Origin of the sequence: Phyllobacterium sp. 21LDTY02-6 (assembly GCF_023554255.2) — a bacterium.
In the GTDB taxonomy this organism is placed as follows: domain Bacteria; phylum Pseudomonadota; class Alphaproteobacteria; order Rhizobiales; family Rhizobiaceae; genus Phyllobacterium.
Map to the genome: position 1 here is coordinate 23,638 of NZ_JAMJWD020000006.1, position 19,139 is coordinate 42,776.

General features: G+C 59.0%; 11 protein-coding genes. 1 reads left to right on the top strand and 10 read right to left on the bottom strand.

Features of this window, described 5'->3' with window-relative positions:
• Nucleotides 1-63: 63 nt before the first annotated feature.
• The 3 genes from M8997_RS18675 to M8997_RS18685 form a co-directional block, all read right to left on the bottom strand.
• Complete coding sequence (locus M8997_RS18675; protein ID WP_250019349.1) at nucleotides 64-3,159, bottom strand: efflux RND transporter permease subunit; 3,096 nt, start codon at nucleotides 3,157-3,159, stop codon at nucleotides 64-66.
• Nucleotides 3,156-4,373, bottom strand: a complete 1,218-nt coding sequence (locus tag M8997_RS18680) for an efflux RND transporter periplasmic adaptor subunit (protein ID WP_250019348.1) — start codon at nucleotides 4,371-4,373, stop codon at nucleotides 3,156-3,158. The genes M8997_RS18675 and M8997_RS18680 overlap by 4 nt, the downstream gene beginning before the upstream one ends.
• Nucleotides 4,374-4,606: 233 nt before the next feature.
• Entirely contained in the window at nucleotides 4,607-5,479 is an 873-nt protein-coding gene (locus M8997_RS18685) for a MipA/OmpV family protein (protein ID WP_250019347.1), read from the bottom strand.
• A gap of 246 nt (nucleotides 5,480-5,725) precedes the next feature.
• Between M8997_RS18685 and M8997_RS18690 the strand changes: the two genes are divergently transcribed.
• Nucleotides 5,726-6,448, top strand: coding sequence for a response regulator transcription factor (locus tag M8997_RS18690; protein ID WP_250019346.1), 723 nt, complete (start codon nucleotides 5,726-5,728; stop codon nucleotides 6,446-6,448).
• A 38-nt stretch (nucleotides 6,449-6,486) separates the two neighbouring features.
• Here M8997_RS18690 and M8997_RS18695 read toward each other — a convergent pair whose 3' ends face one another.
• The 7 genes from M8997_RS18695 to M8997_RS18725 all read right to left on the bottom strand — a co-directional run bounded on the left by M8997_RS18695 (nucleotide 6,487) and on the right by M8997_RS18725 (nucleotide 19,065).
• Entirely contained in the window at nucleotides 6,487-8,043 is a 1,557-nt protein-coding gene (locus M8997_RS18695; RefSeq protein WP_250019345.1) for a calcium-binding protein, read from the bottom strand.
• A gap of 333 nt (nucleotides 8,044-8,376) precedes the next feature.
• Entirely contained in the window at nucleotides 8,377-12,069 is a 3,693-nt protein-coding gene (locus M8997_RS18700; RefSeq protein ID WP_250019344.1) for a DUF4190 domain-containing protein, read from the bottom strand.
• Between the two features lie 196 nt (nucleotides 12,070-12,265).
• The gene (locus M8997_RS18705) at nucleotides 12,266-12,979 is read right to left on the bottom strand and encodes a pentapeptide repeat-containing protein (protein WP_250019343.1); all 714 of its coding nucleotides are present in this window, start codon (nucleotides 12,977-12,979) and stop codon (nucleotides 12,266-12,268) included.
• Nucleotides 12,980-13,059: 80 nt separating this feature from the next.
• Nucleotides 13,060-14,319, bottom strand: a complete 1,260-nt coding sequence (locus tag M8997_RS18710; RefSeq protein WP_250019342.1) for an MFS transporter — start codon at nucleotides 14,317-14,319, stop codon at nucleotides 13,060-13,062.
• A complete protein-coding gene (locus M8997_RS18715) occupies nucleotides 14,319-16,460 on the bottom strand; it encodes a TonB-dependent siderophore receptor (protein ID WP_250019341.1) in 2,142 nt (713 codons plus the stop codon). Before M8997_RS18715 ends, M8997_RS18710 begins: the two co-directional genes overlap by 1 nt.
• Nucleotides 16,461-16,654: 194 nt before the next feature.
• Nucleotides 16,655-17,497, bottom strand: a complete 843-nt coding sequence (locus tag M8997_RS18720) for an aldo/keto reductase (RefSeq protein WP_250019340.1) — start codon at nucleotides 17,495-17,497, stop codon at nucleotides 16,655-16,657.
• Nucleotides 17,494-19,065, bottom strand: a complete 1,572-nt coding sequence (locus M8997_RS18725) for an EAL domain-containing protein (RefSeq protein WP_250019339.1) — start codon at nucleotides 19,063-19,065, stop codon at nucleotides 17,494-17,496. Before M8997_RS18725 ends, M8997_RS18720 begins: the two co-directional genes overlap by 4 nt.
• Nucleotides 19,066-19,139 lie beyond the last annotated feature (74 nt).

Genomic DNA, 19,139 nt, shown 5'->3' on the forward strand with positions numbered 1-19,139 from the left:
CGTTGCACGCATATTGTCAATCCCGCTGTGTGTCATGCCACCAACTCGATTTGTATCCAGTAGTCACTGCGTGCGAAAGTCGTCCAGAGCGTTCTTTTGAAGATGATCGCCGCGGCCCGAACCCAACCGAAACACGCGACCGATGCTCTGTGCAGCGTTGGCCACCGACATGTAGAGAGCGGGGACGACAATGAGAGACAGCAGCGTCGATGCCGTCAGTCCGCCGATGACCGCTATGGCCATGGGCGCACGAAACTCGCCACCTTCTCCCGTTCCAAGCGCGGCGGGGATCATGCCCGCCACCATGGCGACCGTGGTCATGATGATCGGACGGGCGCGATCGCTTGCCGCTCCGATTATCGCCGCCCGGCGTGTCGAGCCCGCAGCCTCTTTCTCGATCGCGAAGTCAACAAGCATGATGGCATTTTTCGTCACGATGCCCATCAGCATAAGGATGCCGATCACGACGGGGAGAGACACTGATGCACCGGTCAGCGTCAATGCCACCACGACTCCACCGATCGACAGCGGAAGCGAAGAAAGTATTGCCAGCGGCGTGAGCAGGCTGCCGAACAGCAGGATGAGCACGACCACGACCAGCAATATGCCCAAGGCCATGGCCGCCGCAAAACTCGTGAATACCTCGTCCTGCGTTTCGGAGTCCCCGGTCGCCTCTATCCGCACCCCGCCAGGCAAGGTTTTCACGGCTGCAAGATCACGAATCAGCGCCAGGCCCTGCCCTGACGACAAGCCATTGGCCATATCGGCGCCTATCTCAATGCGCCGCTCCCGGTCATATCGCTCGATTGTCGCCGCGCTCTGACTGAAGCCAATGTCGGCAATATTGCCGAGATACTCCGTCGCACCGGATGAGGTCGGGATACGCAATGACGAGAGCGTAGCGAGATCGTTGCGACCACTGTCAATCAGCCGTGTCCTGATAGGTATCTGTCGGCTGCCGTCATGGAAATTGGTGAGTTCGCTGTCGATGTCACCGGCCGTCGATATCCTTATGGTGCGCGCTATGTCCGCGGCACTGACACCCGCATCGGCCGCGATATCGGACTGGACGCTGATGCGCAGCTCCGGCCGCAGTGCCGCCTCGGAAGAGATTGGATCGCGAAATTCAGCCATCGCAGCCATCTCGGTCAATATCCGGCGCGCGGTTTCACTCGCAGCCTCGCCATCCGTACTCAGGACGGCGAATGATATGTCCCGACCGCCACGATTATTGACCAGCTCATAGCGGATATCAGGCACGGAATTCAGTATCTCCGCGACCGTGGCTTGCATTTCACTGGCCGAACGCGAGCGCTCTGCTTTCGGCACGAGGTTTATGGTGACCGCTGCCCTCCTGATTTCCTTGACACCTGACGCGCTGATACCGCCCCGGATAAAGATATTCCTTACCTCCGGCAGAGCCCCGAGACGAGTGGCGATCAACCCGGCTCTTTCCTCCGTTTCGGCGAGTATCGATCCCGGCGGCAGTTCGATGGAGAGTGCGACACGGCTGGTATCTTCATCGGGCAGAAAGCTGGTCGGCAGCGTGCTGGCAAACCAGACCGAAACAGCGAAGAACATCAGCGTCACCGAGAGCGTCACAGCTCTCTGCGATAGCGTTGTCTCCAACACGTTGCGATACGCCCGGGCGACGGCGCTCTGTCGGACCGGCTTGAGCGGGTGGCTGCGCATGAAATAGGCCGCGAGCACCGGCGTGATCAGGCGGGCAACGAGAAGCGAAAAGAAAACGGCGATAGCGACGGTAAGCCCAAACTGTTTGAAGTACTGCCCAATGACACCGGGCATGAAACCCACTGGCATGAACACCGCGATGATCGTCGCCGAGATCGCGATAACCGCCAGACCGATTTCATCGGAGGCCTCCAGCGCAGCTCGATATGGGCGCTTGCCCATATTCATATGCCTGACGATGTTTTCGATCTCCACGATGGCATCGTCGACCAGAACTCCCGTCACGAGCGTCAATCCGAGCAAGCTCAATATATTGAGCGAGAATCCGAGCATATCCATTACCCAGAACGTCGGAATGGCCGACAGAGGCAGGGTCACCGCAGCGATGACCGTCGCGCGCCAATCGCGCAGGAACAGAAAAACCACGACTACGGCCAACACTGCACCCTCGACCAGCGTGCTCATGGCAGATTCATAATTACCCAGCGTATAGGTCACGCTATCGTCGATGCGGGTGATGATCGCTTGCGGATAGGCCTTGCTCAGCTTTTCGATTTCTTCCGCAATACGTTCCGCAACAACGGCGTCGCTCGCTCCTCTGGTACGGAAAACGGAGAGGCTGACGACATCTTCGCCATTCAAGGTCGCGAAATCCTGCCGCTCCTTGATCGCGTCCGACACCTCGCCGACGTCGGATAGCGCTACGTTTCCGCCGTTTGGAAGATTGATCCTGCTATTGGCCAGCTCGGCCACAGTCCGCGCGGTGCTGTCGACCGTCACTGCGCGATCGCGCCCAGCGAGCTCGACATTGCCACCTGGGAGATCGATTTCGCTCGACGCGATCTCCTGGTCGATCTGCGCCGCACCGATACCTGCAGCGAGCATCCGATCCGGGTCGAGCTGGACCTGCACCTCGCGCTCGACATTGCCCGCCCGTTCGACCTGACCGACACCCGCGACGCTCTGAAGCTTGCGCATCACCACGTCCTCGACAAACCATGACAGCTCCTCGCCCGTCATCGCCGGATCGGCAACGCTATAGGTGACGACCGGCTGGCTGTCCTCGTCGACGCGTACAATCGTCGGCTCATCGATCGTGGGCGGAAGTTTGGACCGTATGGACGATACCGCATCGCGCACATCGGACACTGCACGGTCGATCGGTATCTCCAGCTCGAATTCAACCGTCGTCGTGGATTCTCCGTCGCTTATCGACGAACTGATTTCCTTTACCCCGACCAGCGGTGCAATGGCATCTTCTACAATCCGGGTTATCTGCAATTCCATCTGGGCCGGCGACATGCCTGGCTGTGCAATGGTCAGCTTGACAGTCGGTTCGTCTATGATCGGAAAATAGGTGATGGGCAGCCGCATGAAGCTGGCTATTCCGAGCACCGTCAGCACCACGAACAACAGCAGGGGCGGCAATGGATTGCGAATGGCCCAGGCAGACAGTGCTACTCTCATTGCCGGGCAACCGAACTAACGGTCTCGGCGGATTGCAATTCTGCCGGTGCGCGAAAAGCCGCCTTGACGGGAGTGACCGCATCGCCCTCCTTCAGAAAATTGTCCCCCTTCAAAACGACGGCTTCACCCGAAGCCAGCCCGGAGCTCAATTGAACCAGGCCGTCAGTTCGCAGCGCCACGGTCACCTCCCGCGCCCGTACCTTGCCATCCGCGATGACCTGGACGCGGTACGAGCCATCGGCGCCGACAACGGACGCGTCCGGCACGATCACTCCATGCCTTTGCCTGACGATCACATTTGCTCGCGCAAAGGCTCCGATAGCGATGTCAGGCTGTTCGAATAGTGAAATGCGGATCTGACCCAACCTGTTGCCGGCATTCAGTTCAGCCGATTTGAGCCTGACCGATCCATCGACGGGAGGTCTGCCGTCGAGAAATTCCACCTGCGCGGCGGCGTTGGTTTGGACAAGGGAAAATTCCCTTTGGGCAATTTCGCCATTCAGTTCCACCTCCCCGTCGCGCGCCAGGGCGAAAAGCGGACCGGTCGATGAGGATGCGATTGCGCCCAGCTGGGCAGGGCGCCGGATGACGACGCCGTCGCTTGGCGCAATGATGCGTGTCTGGTCCAGCCGCAATCTCACGTTCTGCCGCTCGGCCTCTGCCAGCTGCCAGTCGGCCTTGGCCAGTTCCAATCCTTGCTCAGCAAGTTCGACCGCCGAGACCGCCCGGATCAGTGCGGTTTCGCTATCTTCGACCGATTGGTTCGATACCGCGCCTTTAGCCTTGAGCCTCGTGCTGCGGTCATGGTTCGATCGGGCCTGTCGTTCGACCGTGCGTGCGTCTTCGACCTGGCTGGTTGCTTGTCTGATTGCCACCTCGGCGCGAGCAAACCTTGCATCGCTTTGCCTCAGTTCGATCTCGATCCTGCTGCTATCCAGGCGTGCGAGCAGCTGGCCGCTCCTGATCCTGTCGCCGACCTCGGCCAGAATCTCCACGATCTTCGCACCATTATCGCTGTCGAGATCGGCATGAACCAGTACTTCTTCCCTGGCCACGATGGTACCGACGACACGAACAGTTTGGGCGAGTTGTCCCGATACCGCCGCGACAACCGTCACGGCAGGCGCCGCACCTTCGGCGATGGCCGCCGTGCTGTTCGCCGCGACGAAGCAGGCAAGGGCCGATAGCCGAGCCCAGCCGACGATACCGGCCATGATGCCATTTGCCCGGCACAACCGCCCTGACATGTCAGGCTTTGGCAATCCAATGACCCGCAGCGTTGCTTTGTCCGCCCTTGCATCAGAATGGTGTATCGCCATGAATATCTCCTCGTACTGCACCGGACGACATCGTCCTTCGGCCATACTGATGGGGCATTCCCGCCGTCTTGAGCGTGTCATTCTGCTAAGTTTTGTGTGCTGGCAGGCACTGCCGAGCATATGACGGGCTAGAACCGGTATCCCACGAACAAGCCGAATTCCGGTTGTGTCTTCTTCTGTACGATGGGACTGTCGGCGGCATCGCCCAGGAGCAGGCCAACGCCGGCCTTGCCGCGCACGACCCAATTTTCGGAGGCAAGGTAGGTAACGGTCAGCGCAAGATCGGCCCGCTGGAATCCTGCGTTGGCGTCGTATTCCTTGAAGCGTGACTTGGAAGCCTGGTTGGCACTGACGCTGAAATAGGCGTCCATGTAGTTTTCGTCGGCGACGGTGACAGAGGCGTCAAGTCCGACCACAAATCTTTCGGAAAGCGGCTGCTTCAGCTCGACGCCAACCTTGCCCAAAAGGCCGTCGCTTCCGCCGATTGTCTTGTTGATCGTTCCGTAGAACTCCGCCGGGCCGTACTCCACCGATGCTCTCGCACCGACGTTTACCCCGAAGCCGATATCGCCCAACCCTTCAAGGTAGTCGTCATCGCCATCATCCTCGTCGCGGCCGGTGTCATACCCCAGCAGGAGTCCGAGCGTGAACGGTCCATTCTCATAGGCGTCGAGTTCCAGGCCCGTGGGGTCGATGGTGAGGCGGTCGAACAATCTTGCCGAAACGAAGGGAACCGGCGAGATCTCCATCGTATCGCTGCCCTCAAACGCCGGCTTGTACATGGCCCCGCCGCCAACGGTTACCTCCCAATCGTGCAGCCGGGTCCTGATGGGCCCGTATCGCGCCGGATCGGGTTGCGTTGGAACAGGAGCGATCTCGCCAGACTCCGTTGGCGTATCAGCTGCCGATGAGACCGATGGATCGAGAGCAACAACAAAAAACGCTGCGCCTGCAAGCGTCAACAGGGCCTGCGTCGACAGATTGACCGGGTAGAGATACATATGGGACTCCAATTGTTCAAACGTCACGCCGAGAGCGCGATCGCGTCCCGGGTTCAACGGTCCCAAGCTGTAATGAGCCTTCGGCCTCCGGCTGTTATTTTATGTTAAGTTCTGTTGCAGCCCGTGACGGAATAGTGCCCGATCGCCTCTGCCATCTTGGAAACAAAACTTAATGTTTTGAAACATTCATGACTGGTTCCGGCGCTAATGTTTGCGAAGAACGCGCTCCTTGATACGGATACCCACATGCGAAGCACCCGCGAAGGAAATACGATTCTGATCGTCGAGGACGACTACCAGATCGCTAAGATGCTTGCCGACACGCTCACGGAAAATGGAATGCTCGTGGAGATTGCATCTGATGGGGCGGAGATGGACTCGCATCTTGCCAGGAACGAATTCGACCTGATCGTGCTGGACGTCATGCTTCCCGGTGAAGACGGTCTCAGCCTGTGCCGCCGCTTGCGGACAGAGACGACTGTTCCGATCCTCATGTTGACTGCGCTCGGTGACGAGATCGATCGAATACTGGGCATCGAAATAGGCGCCGACGATTACATGACCAAACCCTTCAGCGCCCGCGAGGTCACCACGCGCATTCGCGGGCTGCTCCGGCGCGCGTCTTACGCCCCGGTGGGCAGGGAGCGACCGAAATTGTATCGCTTCGAGGGATGGAGGATCGATCCCCTGCGCCGGCAGGTCCATGATCCCAGCAACGCCCGGGTGCCGATGACGACGCACGAGTTCGACCTGCTTCTTGCCTTCTGCAAGAACCCCGGGCGGGTATTGACGCGTGAACAACTCCTCGCCGTCTCGCATGCCGGCCTCGCCGGGCCGATCGAACGAAGCGTTGACGTCCATATGAGCCGGTTGAGAAAGAAGTTCGAGAAAGACGCCAAGGACCCGGTCATCTTCAAGACCGTTCGCCTTGGCGGCTATATGTTAACGGCCCCGGTTGAAGAGACCTAGCCCGTTCGGCATGCAAACTCCATCTTGGCGCGAAGGACCTATAGCGTGAAGTCCTGCGCGGATAGACCGGAATCGAGATAGCCGTCGACCTGAACGACCAGATCGGCAATACCGTCGCCGTTGCTGTCACCCTCGACTATCCAGCGGTCGAGATCGGAAGCATCGGGCGTGTCCTGCTGCGCCTGGAATATCCGTAGCTCGCCCGCCAGGTTCGAGAACTCGCTGCCGCCGATAAAGTGGAAAGCCTGGTCACCGGATGCAAGGGCATTGGCATCAAAGCCGCTCACGTCGATCCTGTCTCCCTCGGTCGTGCTGAAATCGGTTATCGTGTCGTTCCCGGTCTGTCCTGCAAGCACCGAGAAATGATCGCTGGTCTGGTCGAAGATGAACGAATCGGCTCCGCCGCTGCCGGTCAGCGTATCAGCGCCAAGCCCGCCTTCGATCAAATTGTCCGAGGCGTTGCCGCCTATGGCATCATCAAACCGGCTGCCAATGAAATGTTCGATATCCATGTAGTAGTCCGGCCCGATATCGGATGGATCGTGGGCCTGGGACCTGTCCAGTGTGTCGAATCCATCACCGCCGGCGATGATGTTGCCGCCGCCATTGCTGACGATGATATCATCGCCTGCCCCGCCCATCAGCGTGTCGTCTTCCGGCCCTCCGACAAGCACGTCATTGCCCGCGCCGCCCCAGATAAAGTCTGACTCGGCACCACCGTCGATCAGGTCGTTGCCATCACCCCCGCCGATGTAGTCCCGATCGTCGCCGCCGGAGATGAAATCATCACCGTCGCCGCCGCTAAGGTGATCCACCCCAGCACCACCGCCGATCCTGTCAATACCATCGCCGCCATTGATGCGATCCCCGCCAGCACCGCCACTGACCGTGTCATCGCCCGCCCCGGCATCGAGGCTGTCAATACCATCGCCACCGGCGAGATTGTCGTTGCCGGCTGCGCCGCTGATCAGATCGTCGCCCGTGCCGCCATCGAGCCAATCGTCACCGTCACCGCCAAGAAGGGAATCATTGCCCTCGCCTGCGCTCATCCGGTCGTTGTCCAGCCCGCCTTCAAGCCGGTCATTGCCGATACCTGCACGCAAGATGTCATTCCCGATTCCACCCAGAAGCCTGTCATCGCCGGTGCCGCCATCGAGTGAATCCGCACCCAGGCCGCCGACAAGAGTGTCATCCCCGCCGCCGCCAACCAGACCATCATCGCCATCAAGACCGGCAAGCACATTCCTGGTCCCGTCGCCAGTCAAGAGATCATCGAATTCCGATCCCACGACATTGGAAATACTCGCCGATATCCGATCGCCCCAGGCATGACCGCCCGCAGCAACATCCAGAAATCCCTCAGGATTCGCGGAGCTCAGATCAATCCTTACGCCCTCGGGAGAAGCGGCATAGCCCACCGTGTCGCCTGTGCTTGGACCGACGAGCGTGTCGCCGCCGCCGCGACCCTCGAGATACCAGCCATAGCTGCCTGTCGCGCGAATATCGTCCGCCCTGTCAGTGCCAATGACGACGTTGTAGGCGTCGTTAGTCTTGCCTACTCTGAGAATATCCATCAAGAACCTGTCAATTGGCATATCAACCTCCCCAGTTTGAAAATATTGTTCAACCGATGCCACATTGCTTAGAATATATCCGGTATTCAAATCAAATCTTATGTAATTTTTAATTGCTATAGTATTTCTACAATTTTGAAGTATATTTTGTGACAGGGAGATTTGTCGTTTTCAGTCAGCCTTTTCGCACTATCTCTGAAATTATTTGTCTCACCGAAGAGGCGGGCGGTTGGCAATATGTGCTGTGCCGAAAAGCTGAAAATATATACGCCGGCCCGCTATTTCGGCGACGGGCCGGCACAAAATGCAGAACCTTGCAATACGAATACTGGTCGATGTCAGGCGCTGGCCCGCCTATGCCTCCAGATGTTCGCGGATATCGTCAAGATCATTGTACTTGTCGGTGCCGCCGAAGATCTCGTTCATCTTGTCGGCGATCTCCTTGCTGAATTTGCCGTCCGGATGGGTCAACTCGTAAAGGCCTGACAGATAGCCGATGATCGAGTCACGCGTGTCGCGGTCGGAATCGTCGCCGGCGGAGGAGTTGATGATCTGCTTCACCCCGTCCTTGGTGAAGATCACCCTGCCATCGTCCAGCAGTTCGATCGACCCGACATCGACGCGATCGACATCCTCCTTGAAGTCACTGAACGTGCCGGGGATACCGCCATCGCCGAACAGCGGCAGGCCGGACGGATCGCTCGCGAGACCCAATTCGGTGCGCAGATCATCCAGGTCGTTGTGGTCGTCGGATTTGTCGTGAAGCTCAGTGATCTTGTCGATCAGTTCCTGATCCTGGCCGCCATCCTTCTGGACCATGATGTGCAGGTCCTTCAGATAGTCGAAGATATCGGACGCATCCGAGTCGGAAAGGTCCCCATGGTCGTTCTTGTCCAACGCCCATCGCCTGCCATCCTTGACGAAACTGATGCTGTTGCTGTTCGTCGGATCGAGTTCGATCGAACCGATATCGACCCGATCGATGTCCTCCTTGAAGTCCGAGAAAGTGCCAGCCTTGCCCTCCCGGCCGAGCAGCGGGGCCTTGGATGTGTCCAGGGCACGTTTCAGATAATCGATGTCGTTGTGACGGTCGGATTCATCATGCAGCCTGGTGATCCTGTCGATGATCTCCTGATCGCGCTTGCCATCCGGGTGCGAGATTTCATAGAGATCGTTCAGGTAGTCGATGATCTTTTGCCGGTCTTTCTCGTCCGCCTCGCCGCCGATGATCGGATCGATGACCTGCTTCACGCCATCCTTGGTGAAGATGACGCGGCCATCCTCGGCCTGCTCGATGGAACCGACGTCTACCCGGTCGATATCCTGCTTGAAGTCGTCGAACGTCCCCGGCTTGCCGTCATCGCCGAAGCGCGGCAGGCCGGACGGATCGGGACTGCCTTCGCCCAGGCCGGAATTGTGATCCTTGTCCCAATCGTCGAACCAGTCCTCGGTTATCCTGCCGTGATCATCGACATAATTGGTGAAATCCTTGTACTGGTCCGGCCTCGCTTCCCAGACCGGCTTGTCCTCCGGATAGAGGTCATAATAGCGGTTTGTACCGTGATAATAGTTGTAATTGTAGCGGGCATGGCTCGTGTAGTTGAGCTTGTCACCCCAGTCATCCTCGGTGACCCCCAGCGTGCTCCAATCATTGAAGTCCTGCCGGAGCTCATCGGCCTTTCGCTCCTGCTTCTGCTTGGCGATAACCCCCGTGACGATCGCGGCAATCGCACCAAAGCCAACACCGGCAATGCCGAGGACTCCGGATGCTATGCCGAGTGCAGAGGCCGTCGCCGGCCCTGCGATCATGCTGGCCAGGCTCGTTCCGGCCATGCCGGCTATGCTTATGCCGCCGAGCAATTGCATTGTCGCAGCCGCATATTCGCTTGGCAGGGCGTCGGGATTGTTGCGCAGCTTGTCGATGGACATGCCGCCCAAGGCAAGATCCAGTACGCCGCCAGTGAAGTCCGCCATGCCGCCGACAGTGCCCAACACGGTGCCGACGAGCCGCAATTTGCTCGGGTTGTCGAGGTCGCTCGGGTCCAGCCCCATATTGCCGATGCGATCGTCGACCATTCCCATGATGCTCGCACGGCGGTCGGCATCAAGGTCGTCGAGGATGTTGGAATATCTGGAACCGGACTCCGACGTTGCCGTGGCTACCCGCGAATTGGGATCCTCCATGATGTCGTCGAGACTATCAGCGGAGACCGTAGCCGGACGACCGCCGGTCTCTCCCTCACCCGAGGCAACATCGCTGAAATAATCCTGGAAGTGGCGCGCCCAATCGTCCATCGGCTCACCCAGATCGGGTTCCGGCAGAAGGCCGGAGATCGCACTGCGCTGTTCGTCGATCGTATCCAGTTCGATATCGCGGGGCCCGGGAATCGTTATGTCATTGTCGGCGTTTGGAAACCGCTCCAGGTAGATTTCGCGAAGCTGGGTGTTGTTTTCCAGCCCCAGCATTGTCGCCATGCCCGGATTGTCGAACATTTTCCCGAGAGCCTTGGTTGACGCCAGGGCCAGGGCGGGCGTGGTGGCGACGGCGATCAGAAGTCCGCGCGCGGCGCCCATCCGTTCTTCCACGGTGTCGCCCATGTTCTTGTTGAGCGTATAGATCGCAGCCGTTGCTGAAAGAACGCCGCCGATAGCGGGAAGAACTCCGTTCTTCATGCTGGCCTGGAGCAGTGCCGCGGCTCCGTTCCTTACGCCAGTCGGAATATCGGGATTGTTGGCCTTGAGCACGGTGGATATGCGCGAGGACACGTCCTTGATGTCAAAGCTGCCCTTGGATTTGAACGAATCCACGATGGAATTGCTGGCGATCTTCACCGCCGCCTTGTAGCTGTCCAGCCCTCGCTTCACGTCATCGGGCAGATCGGCCTTGCCGTCCTTCAAATAGTTCTGCACCGCCTTGTCGGAGAACGCGATGCCGAAGATCGTGGAGAACGTTCCCTGTAGCCCCATCTGCACCTGATCGTTGACGGCTGTCTTGAGCCCCTCGTCGGAATATTCGCCGCTCTCGACGATCTTGCTGATCTCGTCGACCAGCCCCTTGTCGAGGATCTTGCTGCGAATTTCGGTGGCTTTCTCCTTGTCGAGATAGTCCAGGGACTTCAGGTCATTGGCGAACCGCGTCTTGGCGCCATCGCTGTCCATGCCCTCGAGCATGTCCATATATTCCTGGCTGCCCATGGTCTTGTAGATATTGTTGACCAGCCCCTTCTTGTCCTCGATCTTGGCGACGGCGTCCTTCATGAGACCATCGACGCCATCGATCACTTCCTCGTTCTGGGATAGTTCGGCGAGCTTCTTCGAGACTTCTTCCTCTTTCAGCAGACCATAGGTACTGGCCTGGTCCATGATGACCGTATTGGGAAGATAGGACGTGCCTGTCGTGCCGAATATCCGCTCGCCCGTCTCGCTGGGGAGATATTCGTACCCGCCGACCAGAGCCGCCTTTGCCTGCAGCAGTTCGTAGTATTGGCGGCGGGGATCCTTGATATCCAGCTCGCCCCATTCCTTCTTCATGTTGTCATGAAACAGTTCTCCCACCGTCTTGCCGTCTTCGGTGGTCTTGGCATTCATGAAATCAGTCGCCTCGGAATCCGCGACCTTGATGTCGATATTGTTGTCGGTCTTGCTGATCTCTGTTCCCGCGAGCTTGTTTTCGAGCACCGAGAATTTGAAAGGGGTCAAATGCTCCGAAACGGCATAGGTCTTGCCCTCATAATCATAGGTGATGGTCGTGGGATCGACGCGCTTGGGCTTCAGGTTGCTGACCGGCGGCAGCGCATCCTTTTCTTCAACGACGGTCCACTTGTTCTCCTTGGCCTTGCTGCGGAAATCGTCCGCCCCGGCCGGGCCGTCGGACTTTTCCTTCAGGATCTGAACATGCGGTTTTCCATCCACGGCAAACAGCAAGGGCTGTTTCGTTTCCGTAGGCGCCGCCTTGTTGGTAGCTCTCGCAACGGCCTTGTCGAACTCGTGGGCTGGATTCTCGGTGGATTTGTCAGAAGTCTTGGATGCAATGCCTTGTACGGCCATGTTGTAACCTCCCTCGATCTGAGCGGTCGAGTGTAGTGAATATTTGCTCAATGGCCAAGCAAATACTCAGATAATGCGGGACGTAGGCCAACGCCTACTAAACAATTGGATTTAAATGGAAATGCGTATGGCCCGGCATCCGCCGAGATATTTTTTTAACGGGCAGCGTGTGCCAGACCGGCGAAATTCGTCGGTTTCAATCGTCCGTGCAAGGCCAGCCAGCCGGCATGGTCAAGCCGTCCGGCAGCTGCGTCGCGGAATCGCCGCAGGCAATGTCCAGCTGCGATTGGGTAAGGGCTTTGGCGCCGCTCAGGTCCACGCCTTCGATGCGCGTACGATAGGTGAATGCGCGATCAAAGACCGCGCCATTGACGGAAGCCCCGCTGAGATCGGCGCGTGAGAGATTTGCCAGGGTAAAACGTGCATCCGACAGCTTCGCGTCGGTAAAATCCGCCCGCCCGAGCTCAGCCTTGTCGAAGTTCGCACCGTTGAGGCTGGCGTCTTTAAAGATGCCGCGTTGCAGCTCGGCGATCGTAAAAGAAGCCTTGTCCGCCTTGACGGTAGAGAAATTCGACCGGTAGGCCTCGATCCTGGCGAAATTCGCTCCCTCGGCCATGGAACCGGCAAGCGATGCGCGGATCAGCACCGATTTTTCGAAGTTCGCCCCTGTCAGATTGGAACCGGCCAGATCCGTTCCGCTGAGGTCGGTATGGAAAAGTGCGCCGCCGCTGAGGTCGCTACTGGGGATAATGATGCTCTTCTTGCTGCATTCGCTCCAGTCGATGCCGGCGGCAGGTTGCCTCGAGCATTCTCCGGCGAGCGCTCCGGATGCCGATGCGGCTGCAATGATCGCGCCCGCCCCAAGGAGCCCCGCTCGCAACAACCGCCCTGATCCCCTGAATGGCCCCATGACTTCCTCCATCTCGTATCTGATAAGCTGGGAAGCCGTTCGGCGTTTATCAATGATCGGTGCGGAAAATTTCGTGCCTGTCAGACGATCCCCTGGGCTTCGCCGCGCTCACCGGCCGGAGAAGCCTCGCTCTTCTGTCGCATCATGAAATAGATAATCGGTGCGGACAGAAGGGCGACGAGGGCAGAAACAGAAAAGAACGCGGTATAGCCGAGATGCTGCGCGACCCAGCCGGCACCCACGCCGCCCGCCATGCTCACCAGGCCATCCATACATTGGAAGATGGTGAAGTCCACGCCCGCCTGCTTCGGGTCGGACCAACCCATGAACTGGGCATAGAGCGCCACGAAACCCAGTGCCATGATGCCGGATGAACTTGCTATCGCCACGGTGATGACCAGGGTCTTGGACAGTCCCGGATGAATGCTGAAATAGGCAAAGGCAGCGAGAAGCGCTGTCTGGACCAGTATGGAGAGAACCAGAACCGGTCCCGCACCCCATATCCGAACCAGAAAACCACCCAGCAGCGCGCCGCCGAGGCCTATCATCATGCTGCCGAGCCCGTTGAGGATGCCCAGCGTCGCAAGATCGAAGCCATAATCGATGAGGAACGGACCCATCATCGACATGCCCCATTTTTGTGCGGCGACGAAGACGGCAGCAATGACCAGACCCCTGATGATTTCGGGCCGGCGCAAGGCCGCCTTCAAAGAGGGCAGGTGTTGACGCGTTTCGACCTGCGAGCGCGTCGCCGGACCGAAAATGAACGGCACCCCGAGCAGGATGACGAGCATTGCCATGCCATAGGTCGCATAGGCCCAGCCGAGCTTGGCCACGAGCACCAGAAACAGGCCGGCCCCAATGGCCGAACCGAGATAGGAGCCGCCGACCTGTGCGGCATTGCCCCAGCCATGATGTTCCTTCGCCAAGGCTTCGACGGCGTAGCCATCGCAGGCGATATCGACCGTAGAGGTGACGAAAGCGATGAAAGTCAGCACGATGATGACCGGCAGCAAGGGCGATGGCCCGGTCAGGCCGATCGCTGCCAATCCGGCCGCACAGAGCAGTCCGCCGACCAGCACGATCAGCCGCGAGCGGTTGCGGCCGACCGGGGGCAAGCGAAAACGCTCCACCTGCGGGGCCCAAAGGAATTTGAGCGCCCATGGCAGGACGGTGAGATATAGCAGCCCTATCTGGTCCAGCGGCAAACCCTGCTCTCGCAGCACCGCAGGCAGGCCGAGCATCGTCAGACCGCCGATCACGCTCTGTGCAACATAGAGGCCGCCCACCGCGATGAAGACCGCCAGGGGCGACGGTGCCGATATCCTCGCGCTGGCCATCAGAAGCGATACCGCATGCTGGCGATGACCTTGCGGCCTTCATCATAATAGCAGAAGCCGCTCGTGCAGACCTGCTTGACCTCATTCAGCAGATTGGTTGCATTGATCTGCAGACGCACGTTCTCGAATGACGGGTTGAGCTTGCCGAAATCATACCGCAGCGACGCGTCGACGAAGGTGCGCGCCTTGTTGTCGAGAACCGGGGTATTCACATTGTCGCCGAAGCTCGACCCGACATAGCGTATGCCAGCGCCGACACCGAGGCCTTCGAGCGGCCCCGACTGCACCTCGTAATCGGCCCAGATAGAGAACATGTGATAGGGCGACGAGTTGAGCGTCTTGCCGACGGTTTGCGGTGTCAGCTTGGTGATTTCGACATCATTGTAGGAATAGGCCGCGATCAGGCTCAGCCCATTGTCCAGCGATGCGGTCGCCTCGAGTTCGACGCCTCTTGAGCGCAGGTCGAGCTGGGTCAAAAGATTATCGCCGGACGATGTCTCGTAAACCGAGGCATTTTCCTGTTCGATGTTGAACACGGATGCGGTGAGCAGCACATTCGTATCCGGCACCGCATATTTCACGCCGACCTCGACCTGTTCTCCGAGTGTCGGGCGTGCCTGCTGGGCCACGCCGCCGACATTCTGGATCACTCCGGGATTGGCGACGAAGGAGGTTCCATAGCTGACATAGGGCATGATGCCATAGGAGGTCACATAGCCGAGTGAGAAGCGCGCCGTGGTTTCGCTGTCGTCGCGTTCATATTCGGTGTCGCCACCCGGCGAAAAGGCGCTATCCACCCAATCATGGCGGACCCCGGCCGACAACCTCCAGGCGCCATATTCGATCCGATCCTGGGCATAGATGCCGATACTGCGCTGCCGCTGTGCCTCGTAATAATCGATCTCGGGCACATAGGTGAAATCATCGGTAAATGGATCGGCGCCCGTACCTTGCTCCGCGGTATATTTCATGTAGCTGTAATCGACGCCGGTAATGAGCTCATGCTGCGCCGCGCCGGTCTCGAATTCCGTCTTCAGATATGTATCGGTGGCGAGGCCCCTATTATCTTCATAGCTTAGCCCAGGAAACTGCTCGAACACCCATTCCTGCCGCATCGAAACGTCCGAATAGCGCAGCTTGTGGTGCAGTGTCACGGAATCGCTGAGCCGTTGGTCCAGCTCATAGCCGATACGCCACTGCTTCTGCGTGAAATCATTAAACCGCGCATCGCCGCCATAGACCGGTGTCGCTCCGGTGGAGGTGCCGTCCGGACCGTAATTATTTATGTATCCCCAGGTCCCGCCGGTCGTACTGTCCATATACTCGCCGAGCACGGTAAATTTCGTGTCGTCGCTCGGCTGCCAGGTGATGGCGGGAGCGATGTACAGACGGTCGTCCTTGATGGCATCGATCTCGTTACGCCCATCGCGCGCCACACCCGTCAGCCGGTAGAGCAGCGTGTTCTCGGCATCGAGCGGGCCGGAGAAATCGAACGCGCCCTGCACCCTTCCGTAGGAGCCGTATTGCAGTTCCACTTCGCGCAGCCTCTCCTCGGTCGGCCGCTTCGAAATGATGTCGACGATGCCGCCCGAACTGCTGGCACCGTAGATCGAGGCCGAGGGTCCACGCAGCAGCGTTATCGCCTCGACGCCATAGGGCTCGAGACGAAACAGACCGTTCGGGCTGCTGATCTGGCGCAGTCCGTCGCGGAATATCCCGGTATAGGTCAGGTCGATGCCGCGGACCTTGAACGCGTCGAACCGGGGCTCGGCACCATATTGGCCGCCCCTGGAGCCGGCGCTGTAGTTCAGCGCTTCGACGAGGTTTTGCGGCTTGATATCCTGCAACTGCTTTTGTGAAATCGTCGACATGGATTGCGCGGTTTCCGCGACGGGCGCGTCAGACTTCGTCGCCGTGCGATTGGATTTGGCGACATAGCCTTCGGTTCCGACAATGCCCTTGGCGCCCTCTTTGGCGCCCTCCAGGACGATCGTATCCAGGACGATGGAATTGCTGCCCGCCTGTGCGTTCGGCTTGCTCTGCGCCTGTACGTTTTCGCTTCCCAGCACCAGCAGCAGCCCCGCAATCCCCGTCGATGCGTACCAGCCAGCACGGCGCAAATGCCATTTTGTCATGCTCATTTCGCTTCTCGTCGTTTTGGCGCGATGCGCCCCCCGATCCAAATGTTGATGAATCAACTCATGTTTGTTAGGGGAATGCTGCAACAGATGCAACTCTGTGCGTGCATAAGTTGCATATCGTCCTCAGGACAGATCAGCTGAGCGCTGAATCATCCGGGTGTTCGAGGATTTAGCCTTGGCGGGACAGTGAAATTCTAGAGCATTTCCAGCGGGGTTTTTCGGCGTGGCGGCGGAAAGGCCGCATCGAGCAATTCAAGATGCTGGGCGGAAAGCGCTATTTCGGCCGCCAACCGGTTTTCCCGAACATGTTTCGGATTGCCGGATTTAGGAATGGCGATGACGCCGCCCCGCGCTATCACCCACGCCAGCGCGACCGTTGCCGCGGTGACTTCAAGTTCAGCGGCGATGTCGATCAATGTCTTCTGGTCGAGGAGGCGGCCTTGCTCTATGGGAGAATAGGCCATGATCGGAATAGACCTCGCCTGGCACCAGGGGACAAGCTCATGTTCGGGCCCCCGGCGCCGGAGATTATAGAGTATCTGGTTGGCGGCGACCTGTTGCCCCGCAGCCTGCCCGGTCAATTCCTCCATGTCCTCCATGTCGAAATTGCTGACGCCCCACTCGCCTATCTTGCCGGCGGCACGCAATTCCTCGAACGCTTCGACAGTTTCATCCAGCCTGTAGCCGCCGCGCCAGTGCAAGAGGTAGAGGTCGATCCGGTCGGTGCCAAGCCGTGCCAGGCTCTGTTCGCAGGCCCGAATGGTTCCATGTCTTGAAGCATTCGACGGCAGAACCTTGCTGACGAGGAAAACATTGTCCCGCCTGCCGCGGACAGCCTCGCCGACGACCTCTTCGGCCCGCCCGCTCGCATACATTTCGGCGGTGTCGATGAGGGTCATGCCGAGGTCGATACCGAGCCTCAGCGCTTCGACTTCCGCGCTGCGCGCTTGCCGGGACTCGCCCATATACCATGTGCCCTGGCCAAGGACCGGCAGGGCTGTTCCTGAGGGCAATGAGGTTGTGGGCATGGCTTTCATGGCGTTTCCTGCCTCCCTGGCGATCTTTGGTCGAGCATTGCGATCAGTTCAGCGGCTGTGACAGGGTGCCCGAACAGCCACCCCTGCCCCTGAACGGTTGGAACCATGGGTGCAAAATATTGCCGTTGCGCGGCCGTTTCCACCCCCTCGACGATGATCGAGAGTCCATGGACCTTGGCCATGTCGACGATCTGGGGGACGATCGAGCGGGTAACGGAACTCGTCCCTATGGTTTGGGTGAAGGATTTGTCGATCTTTATGCCATCGACATTCAACATTCCAAGATAACCGAGGCTCGAATACCCGGTTCCAAAATCGTCGAGCAAAATCTTGTGTCCGCGCGATTTCAATTGCTCGATCGCCCCCCGTGCAGCGCTGGAATCCGCCGTCGAACGTTCGGTTATTTCAAGCGCGATCTGGCGCGGATCAACCCCTGCCTTCCGCAGGCGGTCGGTCAAAAGGACGTTGAAATCACGGTTGAAGAGATCGTCGGCCGCGATGTTGATGCTGATGCGAAAATCCGGATGGGCGCCAATATGCCGGCCGAGGCTAGCAAGCACCTGGTCGACCACGGCAAGTGTCAGCTGGTTGATCAGGCCGGCCTTCTCCGCCACCGGCACGAATACTTCCGGCGATATGTCTTCGCCATTCTCCCGCCAGCGCACCAGCGCTTCCGCGCCGGTCATCCGTCCCGTGGCTATTTCGACGATCGGCTGGTATTCGACGGTCAGGCTGTTGCGTGCGATGGCGCGGGACAAGCGTGATCTCATGCCGGATCGCGTCTTGCGGTAAAGAAAATATATCAGGCCGAGTGCGCCGCCGAGCAGACCGCAAAGGATGATGATGACGATCGTTACCGGTCGGGCGGCGGCCTGGAGTTTAGCCACATCCGCTTCGACGGCTACGCAGGCCTGCTCGCGGCACATGTTCCTGTAGAGGATGTCGCCCTTGCGCCCTGGTCCGGCAATCGGCAGGTCGATCGTCGCCGGTAGATCATGACCGCCAAAGAGTTTTATCGCTTTCTTGTCGCCGGCGGTATGATAGAGCACCGCCGCCCGGAAAGCAGGATCGTCGAATCCGTCAAAGGCTGCAGGGTCGAGAACGACATTGCCGCTTCCCGATTCGATGACCGGCGCGGTGGACATCGATATTGCAAGGTCCATGCGGGGGTAGACACGCTTGCCATCGGCGGTACGAAGATCGGTAGGCGGCAGCGACTTCAGCGATTTGGCCTTGCCGAAAACTGCCGAACAGTGAAATGCGCCGTCCCGGACCCGGCCTATGTCCTTCAGGTATTTCGTCTCGAACAGGATGTTGCGGAGATATCTGATTTCCTCATCCGAACAGAACTCGAACGGCGAGTTGTTCACCGCGGCCAGCAGCACGTCCGCCTCGCGGAACACCGTCACGGCTCGATCGAGCACCTGTGTCGTGTATGTGGCCATCTCGCCACGGTCGCGCGACACGGCGACCAGATGGCTGATCCAGGTGCCGATGGCGCCGCCCGCGACGATCAGGAGCACGACCAGGAGCGTATTCAGCCAGAAGCGGGCTCGATATCGCGACATACTTGTTTCCGTCGAGTGATGGCGCGATGGGCATCGCTCCCGCGGCGTCTCGCTATCATATCACGCGCCGACGG